The 15,773-nt window shown below is 71.3% G+C and carries 12 protein-coding genes and 1 pseudogene; 4 read left to right on the top strand and 9 right to left on the bottom strand.

All coding sequences use genetic code 11. The features are described from left to right. Positions 1-4 precede the first annotated feature (4 nt). The 7 genes and pseudogenes from ACO2Q3_RS20140 to ACO2Q3_RS20110 all read right to left on the bottom strand — a co-directional run bounded on the left by ACO2Q3_RS20140 (position 5) and on the right by ACO2Q3_RS20110 (position 8,408). On the bottom strand, positions 5-865 hold the full coding sequence (locus ACO2Q3_RS20140; protein ID WP_423309871.1) for an alpha/beta hydrolase: 861 nt from the start codon (positions 863-865) through the stop codon (positions 5-7). Between the two features lie 120 nt (positions 866-985). After that, positions 986-3,652 (bottom strand): annotated as a pseudogene (gene metH, locus ACO2Q3_RS20135) (methionine synthase); the annotation flags it as partial. 172 nt (positions 3,653-3,824) lie between these two features. Continuing rightward, on the bottom strand, positions 3,825-4,322 hold the full coding sequence (locus ACO2Q3_RS20130; RefSeq protein ID WP_423309869.1) for a RidA family protein: 498 nt from the start codon (positions 4,320-4,322) through the stop codon (positions 3,825-3,827). A gap of 305 nt (positions 4,323-4,627) precedes the next feature. After that, positions 4,628-5,698, bottom strand: coding sequence for a homocysteine S-methyltransferase family protein (locus ACO2Q3_RS20125; protein WP_423309867.1), 1,071 nt, complete (start codon positions 5,696-5,698; stop codon positions 4,628-4,630). Continuing rightward, a complete protein-coding gene (gene metF, locus ACO2Q3_RS20120; protein WP_423309866.1) occupies positions 5,695-6,630 on the bottom strand; it encodes a methylenetetrahydrofolate reductase [NAD(P)H] in 936 nt (311 codons plus the stop codon). The genes ACO2Q3_RS20125 and metF overlap by 4 nt, the downstream gene beginning before the upstream one ends. Then, positions 6,627-7,598 (bottom strand): ArsR/SmtB family transcription factor, encoded by a 972-nt coding sequence (locus tag ACO2Q3_RS20115; protein ID WP_423309864.1) that lies wholly within the window; start codon positions 7,596-7,598, stop codon positions 6,627-6,629. Before ACO2Q3_RS20115 ends, metF begins: the two co-directional genes overlap by 4 nt. Positions 7,599-7,796: 198 nt before the next feature. After that, on the bottom strand, positions 7,797-8,408 hold the full coding sequence (locus tag ACO2Q3_RS20110) for a murein L,D-transpeptidase catalytic domain family protein (protein WP_423309862.1): 612 nt from the start codon (positions 8,406-8,408) through the stop codon (positions 7,797-7,799). Positions 8,409-8,547: 139 nt separating this feature from the next. Here ACO2Q3_RS20110 and ACO2Q3_RS20105 point away from each other — a divergent pair, with 139 nt between their 5' ends. Continuing rightward, complete coding sequence (locus ACO2Q3_RS20105) at positions 8,548-9,822, top strand: L,D-transpeptidase family protein (protein WP_423309860.1); 1,275 nt, start codon at positions 8,548-8,550, stop codon at positions 9,820-9,822. Between the two features lie 38 nt (positions 9,823-9,860). Here the strand turns inward: ACO2Q3_RS20105 and ACO2Q3_RS20100 are convergent, their stop codons facing one another. Beyond that, on the bottom strand, positions 9,861-10,793 hold the full coding sequence (locus ACO2Q3_RS20100; RefSeq protein WP_423309858.1) for a 2-hydroxyacid dehydrogenase: 933 nt from the start codon (positions 10,791-10,793) through the stop codon (positions 9,861-9,863). A 142-nt stretch (positions 10,794-10,935) separates the two neighbouring features. On the opposite strand from ACO2Q3_RS20100, the gene ACO2Q3_RS20095 reads away from it, so the two are divergent. Next, on the top strand, positions 10,936-11,628 hold the full coding sequence (locus ACO2Q3_RS20095) for a hypothetical protein (RefSeq protein ID WP_423309856.1): 693 nt from the start codon (positions 10,936-10,938) through the stop codon (positions 11,626-11,628). 88 nt (positions 11,629-11,716) lie between these two features. Beyond that, entirely contained in the window at positions 11,717-12,211 is a 495-nt protein-coding gene (locus ACO2Q3_RS20090) for a hypothetical protein (protein ID WP_423309854.1), read from the top strand. A gap of 216 nt (positions 12,212-12,427) precedes the next feature. On the opposite strand, the gene ettA is transcribed toward ACO2Q3_RS20090, so the two are convergent. Next, entirely contained in the window at positions 12,428-14,095 is a 1,668-nt protein-coding gene (gene ettA, locus ACO2Q3_RS20085) for an energy-dependent translational throttle protein EttA (protein WP_423309852.1), read from the bottom strand. 236 nt (positions 14,096-14,331) lie between these two features. On the opposite strand from ettA, the gene ACO2Q3_RS20080 reads away from it, so the two are divergent. Continuing rightward, positions 14,332-15,657, top strand: coding sequence for an amidase (locus ACO2Q3_RS20080; protein ID WP_423309850.1), 1,326 nt, complete (start codon positions 14,332-14,334; stop codon positions 15,655-15,657). The last annotated feature ends 116 nt before the right edge of the window (positions 15,658-15,773 follow it).

Below are 15,773 nucleotides of genomic sequence, written 5' to 3'. Positions count from 1 at the left end.
GGCCTCAGCCGTTCAGCGCGAAGGCCATGCCGCGCCCGACCGCCGCCGGCAGGGCGGTGGTGTGGTCCTCGCCGTCGAAGGCGTGGAACTGCACCCGATAGCCCGGCCGCTCGTCGGCGCCGCGCAGGCGCACGGCCAGTTCGCGGGCATTGTCCACCATCCTCGCCTCGTCGAGCGCGCGCTGCAGGCAGGCCCGGTCGACCCCCGGCGGCAGGCGCGCGGGGACGTACTGCTCGCGCGCGCCGACGGTGATCAGCACGCGCGGCGCGGCGCGGCGGGCCTGCATGCGCGCGGCGAAGCCGGCCTCGCCCTCCAGCACGGCGCAGTCGCGCCACCAGATCGACGGGCTGGAGGCGACATAGGCCGAGAAGGCCTCCGGCCGGTCCAGCAGGGCGTCGATGGCGAACAGGCCGCCCAGGGCATGGCCGAACAGGGTCTGCCGCTCGGGGTCGATGGTCCAGCCGGCGGCGACCGCCGGGCGCAGCTCATGCACCAGGAAGCTCAGGAAGCCGTCGGCCCCGCCGATCCCGGCGTCTTCCAGGCAGCCCGGTCCGGGCGGCGTCAGGTCGCGCCGGCGCAGGCTGCGGAGCTCGCCCGGCTCGTCGGTGGGATAGCCCACCGCGACCACCAGGACCGGCGCCCCGCCCAGGGCGAAGGCCGTCGACATCGCCGCGGCCAGCGGGAAGGTCAGGTTGCCGTCCACCACCCAGAACACCGGATAGCCCTGTGGCGGGGGCGCCGCAGCGGGCTGGGCGATGAAGATGCGGTGGTTGCGGCCGGTGTGGCGCGACCCCATGTCGAACTGGACGGCTCCAGGGATCATGGCGGGCGCGCGCGGCGGCAGCCGGTTTGCGGTGCGGGTCATGCGGAGTCTCCCTCTCGGCATGAGGCCGCTGCTCCATCGCCCGGCCAACGATGGCAATATGACACCATTTTGGTGTCATACAAGGAGACATGGCGCCAATACTGACACCATTACCAAGATTTAAGCCGCCGCCGGCTCCGCCCGCAGCGGGTCGTAGGCCAGGATCGGCGCCAGCCACCGCTCGGCGGTCTTCAGGTCCCAGCCCTTGCGCCGGGCATAGTCCGCCACCTGATCGCGCTCGATGCGGCCGACGCCGAAATAGTGCGCCTCCGGATGGGCGAAATAGAGCCCCGAGACCGAGGCCGGCGGCGTCATCGCGAAGCTCTCGGTAAGGTGGATGCCGGTGTTGGCCGTGCCGTCCAGCAGCTCGAACAGGGTGGCCTTCTCGGTGTGGTCCGGCTGGGCGGGGTAGCCGGGCGCCGGACGGATGCCGCGATAGCCCTCGGCGATCATCGCCGCCACGTCCAGGCTCTCGTCCGGCGCATAGCCCCACAGCTCGGTGCGCACCTTGTGGTGCATGGCTTCGGCGAAGGCTTCGGCGAAGCGGTCGGCCAGCGAGGTCGAGAGGATCGCCGAATAGTCGTCCCCCGCCGCCTTGAACCGCGCCGCGACCTCCATCTCGCCGTGGCCGGCGGTCACCGCGAAGCCGCCGATATAGTCGGCGCCGGCGCCGATCGGGGCGACGAAGTCGGCCAGGGCGGTGTTGTGGCGCCCTTCCGCCTTGGCCATCTGCTGGCGCAGGGTGTGCAGCCGCGCGCGGGGCGTCGTGCGGGTCTCGTCGGTCCAGACGACGATGTCGTCGCCATCGGCGTTGGCCGGCCAGAAGCCCACCACGCCGCGGGCCTGGAACCAGTTCTCGTCGATGATCTTCGCCAGCATCGCCTGCGCATCCTTGAACAGGCCGCGCGCCGCCTCGCCCACCACGTCGTCCTCCAGGATCTGCGGATAGTGGCCGGCCAGCTCCCAGGTGGCGAAGAACGGGGTCCAGTCGATGTACCGGGCCAGGTCCTTCAGGTCATAGGGGCCGAAGGCGCGCACGCCGGTGAAGCTGGGCTTCGGCGGCTGGTAGGCCTGCCAGTCGATGGCGAAGCGCTTGGCCCGCGCCGCGGCGATCGGCGTTCGGGCCTTGGCCTCCTGGCCGCGGGCGTACTGCTCGCGGATGCGCTGGTATTCCGTGCGCGTCTCGGCCTCGATACGGTCCTTCTCGGTGGCCGACAGCAGGCCGGAGACCACGCCCACGGCGCGGCTGGCGTCGACGACATAGGTGGTCGAGCCGCGGCGGTACGCCGGCTCGATCTTTACCGCGGTGTGCGTGCGGCTGGTGGTGGCCCCGCCGATCAGCAGCGGCTTGTCGAAGCCGCGCCGCTCCATCTCGGAGGCGACGAACACCATCTCGTCAAGCGACGGGGTGATCAGGCCCGACAGGCCGATGATGTCGGCCTTGTGCTTTTCCGCCTCGTCCAGGATGCGGTCCGCGGGGACCATCACCCCTAAGTCGATGACGTCGTAGTTGTTGCACTGCAGGACCACGCCGACGATGTTCTTGCCGATGTCGTGCACGTCGCCCTTGACGGTGGCCATCAGCACCGTGCCCGCCGACTGCCGCGCCTGGCCCGCCTTCTCGGCCTCCATGAACGGCAGCAGATAGCCCACGGCCTGCTTCATCACCCGGGCCGACTTGACCACCTGCGGCAGGAACATCTTGCCCGAGCCGAACAGGTCGCCGACCACGTTCATGCCGTCCATCAGCGGGCCCTCGATGACGTCCAGCGGCCGGGTCGCGGCCAGGCGCGCCTCTTCCGTGTCGGCCTCGATATAGTCGGTGATGCCGTTGACCAGGGCATGGGTCAGCCGCGAGCCGACGTCGCCCTGGCGCCAGACCAGGTCGACCACCTTCTCCACGGTCTTGCCGCCCTTGTACTTGGGCGCCAGCTCGACCAGCCGCTCGGTGCCGCCGGCCTTGCGGTTGAGGACCACGTCCTCCACGGCCTCGCGCAGCTCCGGCTCGATCTCGTCGTAGACCGGCAGGTCGCCGGCGTTGACGATGCCCATGTCCATGCCAGCGGCGATGGCGTGGTACAGGAACACCGAGTGGATCGCCCGGCGCACCGGCTCGTTGCCGCGGAAGCTGAACGAGACGTTCGACACCCCGCCCGACACCCGCGCATGCGGCAGCAGCTGCTTGATCGCCTTGGTCGCCTCGATGAAGTCGACGGCGTAGTTGTCGTGCTCCTCGATGCCGGTGGCGATGGCGAAGATGTTGGGGTCGAAGATGATGTCTTCAGGCGGGAAGCCGATCTGGTCGACCAGGATGCGGTACGCGCGCTCGCAGATCTCCACCTTGCGCGCGCGGGTGTCGGCCTGGCCCTTCTCGTCGAAGGCCATCACCACCACGGCGGCGCCGTAGCGCAGGCACTTGCGGGCCTGGTCGAGGAACTTCGCCTCGCCCTCCTTCAGGGAGATGGAATTGACGATGGTCTTGCCCTGCACGCACTTCAGGCCGGCCTCGATCACCTCCCACTTGGAACTATCGATCATGATCGGCACCCGGGCGATGTCCGGTTCGGCCGCCAGCAGGTTCAGGAAGGTGACCATGGCCTTCTCGGAATCGAGCAGGCCTTCGTCCATGTTGATGTCCAGCACGCTGGCGCCGGCCTCCACCTGCTGGCGGGCCACGGCCAGGGCGGCGGCGTAGTCGCCCTCCACCACCAGCTTGCGGAAGCGGGCCGAGCCGGTGACGTTGGTCCGCTCGCCGATATTGATGAAGGTAGGTCTCATACGCGCGTCTTTGGGCTCATGTTGCCGGCGAAGTCGAGCCCAAGACGTTCTCTTCCCCCGTTGGGGGAAGTCCCGGCGAAGCCGGGGATGGGGGCTCCAGGGAACGCCGATGTCGGCGTCAAGCTGGAGCCCCCTCCACCGCTTCGCGGTCCCCCTCCCCCAAGGGGGGAGGAGATAGACTCTAGGGCTTCTTCACCGCGATGCAGTCGATCTCGACCAGTTGGCCCGGACCGACCAGGCTGGCGACCTGGACAGTGGTTCGGGTGGGCTTGTTGGGTTGGGTGGCGTTGCCGAAGTGGCGGACGTAGGCCTTCATCATGCCGCCGAAGTCCATCTTGCCGCCCATGGCCGGGTCGCCGACCAGGTAGACGTGCATGGACACGACGTCGCCGGCCGCGGCGCCCTGGGCGGCCAGGGCCGCCTCGATCTTCTTGAACACCGACTCCGCCTGGGTCTCGGTGTCGCCGAAGTTCGGCGCCGCGCCGGCGACCGGCGGGGCCACCGGATCGGGGGTCAGGCCGGAGATGTAGATCGTCTGGTATCCGGCCGGCACGGCGGCGGAGGTCGAGATCGGGAAGCTGCCGGCCCCGATGCTCTTGACCCCGTCGGCCGCCGCGGCGGCGCCGGCGAGGGTGGACAGGGCAAGCGTGAGGGCGAGGGTCTTGAGAGCGGTGCGCATGAGGCCTCCTGGGCGAGCGTCCATGGGACGGGCGTTTGTTTTCGCCGTCGCAATAGAAGCGCCCAAGCGCCCTTGGTGAAGGGGGTAAGCGCCGCCATGCGCGCGAAGACCGCCGATGCCGGAATGTCGGGCGCCCTGCCCTGCTCGCTCACCGACGCACAATCTCGTCACCCCGGCCGGAGCGCAGCGAAGCGCCGGGGCCAGCCCCTCCGGCGCCCAGACGACGTCCAGCGAGGCGGCGGCCCGGCCGGCCCCGGGTCTGCGCCGCTGCCGCGGCTCCGCCCGGGGTGACGAAAGAGAATCGCTCACGACGCCAGCTCGAACGGCTCCAGGCCGGCCAGCCGCAGGGCGGTGGGGCGCTCGGGCAGCGGGCGGGTGGGCAGGCCGCGCACCGAGTCGGCCACGTGGCGGATGTGGTCCGGGGTGGTGCCGCAGCAGCCGCCGACGATGTTGACGATGCCGCTTTCCGCCCACTCATGCAGGCTGCAGGCGGTGGTGTGCGGGTCCTCGTCGTACTGGCCCATGGCGTTGGGCAGGCCGGCGTTCGGATAGGCCGCCACCAGGGTGTCGGCGATGCGCGACAGCTCGGCGATGTGCGGGCGCATCAGCTCCGCGCCCAGGGCGCAGTTCAGGCCGATGGCGAACGGCTTGGCGTGCTTCACCGAGTTCCAGAAGGCCTCCACCGTCTGGCCGGACAGGGTGCGGCCCGAGCGGTCGGTGACCGTGCCGGAGATCCAGATCGGCAGCGGCTCATAGCCCTCGTCCTCGAGGTCCATGATCGCCTTGATCGCGGCCTTGCAGTTCAGAGTGTCGGTGATGGTCTCGATCAGGAACAGATCCACCCCGCCCTCGTGCAGCGCCTGCACCTGTTCGCGGTAGGCGTCGTAGACCTGGTCGAAGGTCACCGTGCGCGCGCCCGGATCGTTGACGTCCGACGACATCGACAGCATCCGGTTCAGCGGCCCGATCGAGCCGGCGACGAACTTCAGGTGCGCCGGGTCCCTGGCGTTCCAGCGGTCGGCCACCTCGCGGGCGATGCGGGCGCCCGCCAGGTTCAGGTCGCGCACCGCGCCCTGCGCCTCGTAGTCGGCCTGGGCGATGCTGGTTGCCGAGAAGGTGTTGGTCTCGGAGATGTCGGCGCCGGCGGCGTAGTAGGCCTCGTGCAGCCCGGCGATGATGTCCGGCCGGGTCAGGCACAGGATGTCGTTGTTGCCCTTCAACTGCACCGGGTGGTCCTTGAACCGCTCGCCGCGGAAGTCGGCTTCCGACAGCCCCTCGCGCTGGATCATCACCCCCCAGGAGCCGTCCAGCACCAGGATGCGCTGCCTGGCGGCCGCCTTCAGGGCGGCGATGCGTTCGGATCGGGAGAGGCTCATGGGGCGGTCCTTCCGGCGACGGGTTCCTCGCGCACGCCCAGCACGCGGCAGATGGCGTAGACCAGGTCGGCGCGGTTCAGGGTGTAGAAGTGGAAGTCGCGAAAGCCTTCCTCCTGCAGCCGCGCGCACATCTCGGCGGCGACGGAACAGGCGATCAGGCGGCGGGTCTCGGGGTCCTTGTCCAGGCCGTTGAACAGGTTGCCCAGCCAGTCCGGCAGGTCGATGCGGCAGGCCGCGGCCATGCGCTTGAGGCCCTTGAAGTTGGTCACCGGCATGATCCCGGCGCTGACCGGCACGCTCACCCCCGCCTTGCGCAGCTGGTCATGGAACTTCAGGAAGCCGTCGATGTCGAAGAAGAACTGGGTGATCGCCCGCGTGGCCCCGGCGTCGATCTTGGCCTTCAGCACGTCGATGTCATGCTCCACCGACGGGCTCTCGGGATGGATCTGCGGATACAGGCTGACCGACACCTCGAACGGGGCGACGGCCTTGATCCCGGCGGTCAGCTCGGTGGCGTTCAGATAGCCGTCCGGCCGGGGCACATAGGCGCCGCCGATCTGGCCGGGCGGATCGCCGCGCAGGGCGACGATATGGCGGATGCCACTGTCCCAATAGGCCTGCACCACCTCGTCCACCTCGGCGCGCGAGGCCTCGACGCAGGTCAGGTGCGCCGCCGGCCGCAGGCTGGTCTCCTTCAGCATCCGCGTGACGGTGCGGTGGGTGCGCTCGCGCGTGGAGCCCCCGGCGCCATAGGTCACCGAGACGAACTCGGGGTTCAGCGGCTCCAGGCGGCGGATCGCCTGCCACAGCTCGACCTCGGCCTCGTCGGTCTTCGGCGGCGAGAACTCGAACGAGACATTCAGCGCGCCGCGGGCGCGGCCGCCGGCGCGGGCCACGGGACCCAGAGCCGACGTGGAAATCGGGGCGTTCATGCGATGCGCCTTATCCGCGCCGCGGTGCGTTCGGCGCTCCAGATCTTGACGGTGAGGCCGCCGGCGGTGGCGGGCGGCAGGGCGGTGACCTCGACGTGGTCCAGGCCCGCGGCGGCGAGCCAGCGCTCCATCTCGTCGTCGAAGAAGCCGAGGCGCCGGTGCTGGTGCTCGGCGCGCAGGAATTCCAGGTCGTGCGGGGCGAAGTCGATGATTAGCAGCCGGCCGCCCGCGCCCACCAGCCGACCCGCTTCCGCCACGGCGGAGGCCGGTTCGCCCAGGTAGTGCAGCACCTGATGCACCACCACCAGGTCGGCCTCGCCGTCGGCGAGGTTGGTGCCCAGGATGTCGCCGTGGCGCAGCTCGATCGAGGGGAAGCCGGCCTCGGCGACCTGGTTGCGGGCGATGTTCAGCATCTGCCGCGACAGATCCAGGCCCACGGCGCTCTCGGCGCGCGGACCCAGCAGGGTCAGCATGCGCCCGGTGCCGGATCCCAGGTCCACCAGCCGCCGGTAGGGGCCTTCGCCCGCCGCCTGCAGGATCGCCGCCTCGACCGCCGCCTCAGAGACGTACAGCGAGCGGATCTCGTCCCAGCGCTCGGCATTGGTGGCGAAATAGGCGTTGGCTTCGCTCGCCCGCTCGGCGGCCACCGCGGTCAGACGGTCGGCGTCGCGCAGCAGGGTGGCGTCGGTGGGCGAGATCTGCGCCAGGATCTGGTCGGCCAGGCTGCGCGCCGCGCCGGTCCCGACCAGCCGGTAGAACACCCAGGCGCCGTCCGGGAACCGCTCCACCAGCCCCGCCTCGGCCAGCAGCTTCAGGTGCCGCGACACCCGCGGCTGGCTCTGCCCCAGCACCCGGGTCAGCTCCAGCACCGCCAGTTCCTCGCGCGCCAGCAGGGCCAGGATGCGCAGCCGCGTCGGCTCGCCGGCCGCGCGCAGCATCTCCACCACCTGGTCCGAGGTCATCGCCATAGGTGATATAAAGATATCTTTATGTGGGAATGTCAAGGCTCGGACCCAGCTATCGCGTCAAGCTGGAGCCCCCTCCACCCCTTCGGGGTCCCCCTCCCCCAAGGGGGGAGGAGAATCTGGTGTCAGCTTCTAGTCTCTTCCCCCTCTGGGGGAAGTCCCCGCGAAGCGGGGGATGGGGGCTCCAGCGGAGCGCCGGCTCTACAGCCTGGCCGAGACCAGCAGCCGGCCCGGCCCCAGTCGCCCGAGCACCTTCGGCAGGTCGTCCGAGCTGACCGCGAAGCACCCTTCGCTGCGGCCCAGCACGCCGCAGGCCCTGACGATCTGCGGCCCCACATAGGCCGCCTGGTGCACGACGATGGCGCGCGACAGGGCGTTGCTGTTGCTGGCGTCCAGCCCGACCAGCCGCATGGAGTGGCCGTGGGCGCCCTCGTAGCGCTCGCCGGTCAGGTAGGCGCCCTCCGAGGTGCAGTTGGAGCTCGGCGCGTTGGAAAAGCGGCTCAGCCAGCCGCTGTGGCTGGGGTCGGAACCGCGGCCGTGCGCCACCAGGAAGCCGTCCACCCGGCCGCCGGCCATGTCGACCAGGAACAGCCGCGACTGCGACGACGGGCGGGAGAAGTCGGCGACGGCCACCACGTCGTGCTGGGCGATCCGCCCGCCCACGCGGGCCAGCCCGGCGCGCGCCGCCTCGATCACCCGTTCCGTCGATCCCGTGGAGGCCGCCGCCAGGGCCGGCTGGGCCGCGGCGGCGAACGCCAGTCCGCCGGCAATCTGCAGCAGGCGGCGACGGGAGGGAGCGCGGGTTTCGGACATGCGGGACCTCGGTGACGCTTCAACAGATCGCCGGCCGAGGCGAGCGAGGCTCCCATCTAACGGCGCCGGGCGCGAAGTCCGCTGCGTGATCTCGCCGCAAGGGGCGGACACCGCACCGGCTTTCGCGCGTTGCGTGACCATGTCCTCCGCGTCCCCGCCCAGCGCCGCCATCCCCCGTCTTCCCCCACAGCCCCCTCACAACCTCACCCGCCGCGCCGCCCTCAGCCTGGCGTCCGCCGCCGCCCTGGCCGCATGCCACCGCGCGGCCGGGACCCTGGGCCAGGGCATGGCCGACCCCGAGGCCAGGGCGGTCTACGCCGCCCGCGAGGGGCGCGCGGCCTGGACCGGCGATCGGGCCCGGACGCTGGCCAGGATCATCGCCGGCGCCCCGGCGCACGGGCTGCCGCCGACCGCCTTCGCCCCCGCCACAGGCAAGGGCGCGGCCCTCGACGAGGCGCTCACCCTGTCGGCGCTGAAGTACGCCCATGCCCTGGCCAGCGGCCTGGTCGACCCGCGCAAGGTCGAGAAGGACTTCACCCTGCGCCGCAACAAGCCGGACCTCGCCGCGGGCCTGGCCAAGGCCCTGGGCGGCGATCTGGAGGGCTGGTTCGCCGCGCTCGCCCCGGCCGATGCCGGCTACAAGGCGATCTCCGCGGCCTATCTCGCCGCCGCCGCCGACTCCCCGCAGGCGCGGCAGCTCGCCGCCAACCTCGAGCGCCGGCGCTGGCTGGACCGCGCGCCGCCCGACCACCGCATCGACGTGAACATCGCCACCGCGGTGCTGGCCTATCGCCGGCCGGGCCAGCCCGACGCCATCGCCCGGGTGGTGGTCGGCGGACCGAAACATCAGACGCCCTGCATCGAGGCGGCGTTCGAACAGCTGGTGGTCAACCCGCCGTGGCGCGTGCCGACGGAGATCGCCGCCAAGGAGATCCTGCCCAAGGGGCCGGCGTACATGGCGCGCGAGGACATGCGCATGGTCGACGGCCGCGTCGAGCAGCAGCCCGGGCCGAAGAGCGCCCTCGGCCAGGTCAAGTTCGACCTCAAGGACCCCTACGACATCTACCTGCACGACACCCCGGCCAAGGCGCTGTTCGCCGCCGCCGAGCGCCACCGCAGCCACGGCTGCGTGCGGGTGGACAACGCCGTCGCCTTCGCCCGCGGCCTGGCGGCCGAGACCGGCCGGGCCGACGCCTTCGACCAGGCCCTGGCGACGCAGGACACCCACGAGGTGGCGCTCGGCCAGTCGATCCCGGTGCGGCTGTTCTACCATACGGCCGAGCCGGACCCGGCCGGCCAGGTGGTGCTGGCGCGTGACGTCTACGGCACGGACGACCGGCTGGCCGAGGCCCTGGGCCTGGGCGCCGCGCGGACATCCGACGACGGCGCCGACGACGGCGACACCGGACCCTAGCCGCGACCGCGCCTCGGGCCGTGCCGGGCCGTCCGACCTCAGTCCGGAACCGGGTTGGCCACGTCCTCGCCGGCGAAGAACCGGCGCAGGTTCTCGCGGGTCAGGGCGATCATGCGCGGCACGGCGGCCGCCGTGGCCCCGGCGGTGTGCGGGGTCAGCACCACGTTCGGCGTGTCGCGCCAGCGCTCCGGCGGCGTCGGCTCGGTCTGGTAGACGTCCAGGGCCGCCATCCCCAGGCGCCCGTCCTTCAGCGCCGCGATCAGGGCGTCCTCGTCCACCAGCTGCCCGCGCGAGACGTTGACCAGCAGGCCGTCCGGCCCCACCGCCTCGATGATCTCCCGGGTGATGAGGCCCCGGGTCTGCTCGTTGGCCCGGGCGGTGACCACCAGGATGTCGGACCCCTTGGCCAGGTCCGTCAGGCTGTCCACCCGCGGCCAGGGTGCGTCCGGCTTGTCGCGCGGGCCCCACCAGGCGATCTCCAGCCCGAACGCCTGCGCCCGTTCGGCCAGGGCCACGCCGATCGCGCCCAGGCCGACGATCCCCAGCCGGCGGCCCTTCAGGGACTGGGTGAGCAGCTTCTCGTTGGCTCGCCAGCCGCCCCCGCGCACGATGCGGTCGCCCTCGGCGATGCGCCGCCAGGCGGCCAGGATCAGCCCCATGGCGTGGTCGGCGGTGTCCTCGCTGTTCACCCCCGGCGAATGGGTGACCTTCAGCCCGCGGGCGCTGGCCCAGGCCAGATCGACGCCGTCGTAGCCGGCGGTGAAGCAGGCGATCAGCCCCAGCTTCGGCAGGCCCTCGGCCAGGGCCTTGTCCACCGGAAACTCGCCGGCGATCACCAGCGCCTCGATCACCGCCGTGGCCTCCAGCGGCGGCCCCTCCCAGAAGCGCCAGACGACGTAGTCAGGCTCCAGCACCGGGACCAGGAAGGCCAGGTGCGGCTGCATGATCAGCAGGGCGGGCTTGTCGGACATGAGGCGTCTCCCGCCTCGATCCTAGCGCCTCCCCCGCAGCTTGCCAGCCATGGCGAACGCCGGCCTGGCGGCGCGGCCTTCGCGCCGGCCGGAAAACCCGCCATCATGGCCCCGCTTGGCGCGCCAGGCTGGGGAGGCGGGCATGGCGGCGGTCGACACAACGCAGACGAGGACGGCGGCCGCACGGCGCTATGACCTCAGGGTCGGGGCGGCCTGCGCCCTGGCAGGGGCGGCGCTGTTCAGCCTGCTGACCTGGCGCATGGGGTTCGGCTATGGCGGGGCCTGGGACCCGCGCGCGGCCTGGGTGCTGACGCCGGTGTTCCTGGCGCCGCTGCTGATCTGCCTGGTGCGCGCCGGTCGCCTGGGGATCGGCGGAGCGATCGCCCTGACGCTCGCCCTGACTGTCGTCCACTTCAACGCCATCGCCGTGGTCGCCTTCGGCTACAAGCAGCAGACCGACGACAGCCTGTGGCACATGCTCGACAAGTCTCAGGCCTATTGGACCGCGGCGAACGCCAGGCATGCCGCCCAGCGCGTGATCGCCGAGCATTCGGCCCTGGTCGGCGGACGCAAGGCCGGCGCGATCGGCGCCTTCGTCAGCTTCGCCCTGCTGCTGCCGTTCGGCCGCGGCTTTCGCCGCCCCTCGTCCCTGGCGGCGATGCTCGTCGCTGGCGTCGCCCTGACCTTCTGGGGCGGCGTCGCCCTGACCCGGACCCTGCCCGAGGCCATGACCCCGGCCGACTACGCCCTGTGGCTTTTCCTGCCCTGGCAAGGCTTGTTCGGCCTGGTGCTGGCCTGGGCCTTCGTCGCGCGTGGCGCGAAGCTTTCCGGCTGAATCAACGCCAGGGACGCAACAAATCTTCGCCGCGCGGGTTTGGACAAGCGCGGCCCTGACGCCGTGTCAGTTCATCCGGAGACGTCCCATGAAGCTCAAGCTTCTGATGCTGGGCGGCGCTGCCCTGGCCCTCACCGCCGGCGCCGCTGTCGCCAAGACCCATTCCAGCGCCGGGGCTGGCGGCGCCTATGCGCCGCCCTCGCAGCCGATCCCGTACGACCAGGTCGACAAGTACGTGAAGGGCAACGCCAAGACCCGCAAGGCGATCGTCGCCTCGGCCGGAACCAGCGCCGGGGCCGACACGGGCGCCGCCGCCAACACCTCGGCCATGGCCCCCGCCGGCGCCGCGCCGAACTCGGCCCCCAGCGCCACCAACCCGCCGGCCGACCAGACCCCGGCGCCGGTCAACCCCGCCCCGAACACCGCCAACACCGGCGCGGCCGCCGGCTCCGCCCCGGCGACCCAGGACAGCATGGGCGCCACCGGCTCGACCCCACCCGCGCCGCCCGCCGCCGGCGGCACGACCAACGCCCCGGCCGGCACGCCGCAGAGCGGCCCCACGGGCTCACCCTCCCCGCAGTAGCGGTTCTTCGTCGTAGAAAACGCAGCGGCCCGGCCTCATCAGAGACCGGGCCGTTTCGTATGGGCGGGGCCGGTTCTCCGCTGGAGCCCCCATCCCCGGCTTCGCCGGTACTTCCCCCAGAGGGGGAAGAGATTTCACGCCACAGGTCCCGATCTCTTCCCCCCTTGGGGGAAGTACGGCCGAAGGCCGGGATGGGGGCTCCAGCGAGGAGCCGACCTAGCGCCCGAACTTCTGGAACTTGATCCGGTGGGGGATCAGGCTGTCGGCGCCCAGGCGGCGCTTCTTGTCTTCCTCGTAGGCTTCGAAGTTGCCTTCGAACCATTCCACATGGCTGTCGCCCTCGAAGGCCAGGATGTGCGTGGCCAGGCGGTCCAGGAACCAGCGGTCGTGGCTGATCACCACGGCGCAGCCGGCGAATTCCTCCAGCGCCTCTTCCAGGTTCTGCAGCGTCTCGATGTCCAGGTCGTTGGTCGGTTCGTCGAGCAGGATGACGTTGCCGCCCTCGGTCAGGGTCTTGGCCAGGTGCACGCGGTTGCGTTCACCGCCCGACAGCTGGCCGACCTTCTTCTGCTGGTCGCCGCCGCGGAAATTGAACGAGCCGACGTACGAGCGGGTGTTGATCTCCCGCGCGCCGACCTTCAGCACGTCCAGGCCCGAGGAGATCTCCTGCCAGACGGTCTTGTTGGGGTCCAGGGCGTCGCGGCTCTGGTCGACGTAGGCCAGCTTCACCGTCTCGCCGAGGCGGATCGAGCCGGAGTCGGGCTTTTCCTGGCCGGTGATCAGCTTGAACAGGGTCGACTTGCCCGCGCCGTTGGGGCCGATCACGCCGACGATGCCGTTGGGCGGCAGCTTGAAGCTGAGGCCCTTGAACAGCACCTTGTCGCCGTATTCCTTCTCCAGGTTCTCCACCTCGAGCACCACGTTGCCCAGGCGCGGGCCCGGCGGGATCTGGATCACCGCATGGGTCTGGGCGCCGCGCGCCTGCTCGGCCTCCTGCATCATCCGGTCGTAGGCGGCCAGGCGGGCCTTGGACTTGGACTGGCGGGCCTTGGCGTTGGAGCGCACCCACTCCAGTTCCTTGGTCATCGCCCGCTGGCGCGCCTCGCTCTCGGACTGCTCCTGGACGATGCGCTTGGTCTTCTGCTCCAGCCAGCCGGAATAGTTGCCTTCGAACGGGATGCCCTTGCCGCGGTCCAGTTCCAGCGTCCACTTGGTGACCTGGTCCAGGAAATAGCGGTCGTGGGTGACCAGGATCACGCAGCCGGCGAAGTTCTCCAGGTGGTGCTGCAGCCACGCTACCGACTCGGCGTCCAGGTGGTTGGTGGGTTCGTCGAGCAGCAGCATGTCGGGCTTGGACAGCAGCAGCCGCGCCAGGGCGATGCGGCGCTTCTCGCCGCCCGAGAGGTTGGTCACCTCCCAGTCGTCCGGCGGACAGCGCAGGGCGTCCATGGCCATGGTGATCTTGGAATCGATGTCCCAGGCGTCGGCCGCGTCGATCTTCTCCTGGAGGGCGGTCATCTCCTCCATGAGCTCGTCGGAATAGTCCTCGCCCAGCTTGGCGGCGACCTCGTTGTAGCGGTCGAACACCTGCTTCTCGGGACACCAGGCGATGACGTTGTCCCAGACGTTGAGGTCCGGGTTCAGCTGCGGCTCCTGTTCCAGGTAGCCCATCTTCACGCCGTCGGCGGCCTTGGCCTCGCCGGTGAACTCCTTGTCGAGCCCGGCCATGATCTTCAGCAGGGTGGACTTACCCGAGCCGTTGACCCCAACCACGCCGATCTTGGCGTCCGGGTAGAACGACAGCCAGATGTTCTCGAACACCTTCTTGCCGCCGGGAAAGGCCTTGGTCAGGCCCTGCATCTGGAAAATGTATTGAGCGGCCATAAGGGCGCACGGCTCCGAAATTCGCGTCTTGGAGGGGAAGTCGGCCGGGGAGATAGCGAGGCGAGGGCGCTGATGCAACGTTGACAGCCGCGGCTTTGCGGCGCGACCCTGCGCCGAGGACAGCAGGAGGGCGTGCGATGAAGGCGACGATCCGGACAACCCGCCCGCTCGGGACCCGCTGAGGGCCCCGTCCCTGTCCCGCGGACGCCGCCCGGCCTCCGCTGCCGAGATCATCGATGTCCCACACCCAAGACGCCGGCCCCGCGCCGGCTGAACGCGCCTGCGTGGCCGACCCCGCCACGCCGGGCGCCGCCCAGCTCGCCCGCGCCATCGCCGCCGGCGAGACCACAGTGCTGGCCGTGATGCAGGCCCATCTCGCCCGCATCGCCAAGACCGAGCCGCTGATCCACGCCTTCGCCCACCGCGACGACGACGCCGCGCTGGAGGCCGCCCAGGCCGCCGACGACGCGCTGGCGCGGGGCGAGCCCACCGGTCCGCTGCACGGCGCGCCCGTGAGCATCAAGGACTGGATCGAGGCTGAAGGCCTGCCCTGCGACGGCGGCTTCGAGGCGCGCGCGGGCTTTCGGCCCCGCCGCGACGCGACGGTCGTAAGCCGGCTGCGGGCCGCCGGCGCCATCGTGCTGGGCAAGACGGTAACCCGCGAGGGCGAGCCCCTGCACGCGCGGCCGAACAACCCGCACGACCTGGCCCATTGCCCGGGCGGCAGCAGCTCCGGCGAGGCCGCCGCCATCGCCGCGGGCGCCTCGCCGCTCGGCCTCGGCAGCGACTCGGGCGGCTCGATCCGCCTGCCGGCCGCCTGGAGCGGCGTCCTCGGCCTGAAGCCGACCCAGGGCCGCGTTCCCCTGACCGGACATTTTCCCGCCATCGGCCATCTCAGCGATCCGCGCACGGTGATCGGCCCGCTGGCGCGGCGCGCGGAGGACCTGGCCCTGGCGCTCAGGGTGATCGCCGGGCCGGACGGCGTCGACCCCTCCGCCCACCCGGTCCCGCTCGGCGATCCCGCGGCGGTGTCGATCGCCGGCCTACGCATAGGGCTGACGGACCTGGGCGGCGCGGACCTGACGCCCGCGGCCTGGACGGCGACGCAGGATCTTGCCCGGCGGCTGGAAGGCCTGGGCGCCGTGGTCGCCCCGCTGGACCTGCCGCTGATCGACGAGGCGCTGGCGATCAGCAACGCCTACTGGGCGCGTCCGGAGTCGATGTCGCACCGCCAGTGGCGACCCTGGGGGCCGAGCACGCTGCCCGCCGACGCCGTGGAAGAGAGCCTGTTCCGCTGGGAGCGGCTGCAGCGGCGACTGGAGACGGTGATGGCCGACTGGGACGTGCTGCTGTGCCCCGCCGCGCCGGGACCGGCGCCCGCGCACCGGCTGCTCGACGCCCGCGACTACCTCTACACCCTGCCCTTCAGCCTCACCGCCCAGCCGGTCGTCAGCCTGCCCGCCGGGCGCGCCGGGAGCCTGCCGCTGGGGGCGCAGCTGGTGGGCCGGCGCTGGCGCGAGGACGTCTTGCTGGCGCTGGCGATGGCGCTGGAGCGCGCCTGAGACGACGCCTCGCCTGAGGCGACGCCTGGCCCTGAGGAAGACAAGGGCCGCCCGGTCCCGCGCCGGCGGAACCCTGGGCGCCGCGCCCGACAGGACCCTTGGGAGCGGTCCGTCGC

Origin of the sequence: Caulobacter sp. KR2-114 (assembly GCF_049446115.1) — a bacterium.
In the GTDB taxonomy this organism is placed as follows: Bacteria; Pseudomonadota; Alphaproteobacteria; order Caulobacterales; family Caulobacteraceae; genus Acaudatibacter.
The sequence above is the reverse complement of the archived record's forward strand: the minus strand, read 5'-3'. Positions and strand labels throughout refer to the sequence as shown.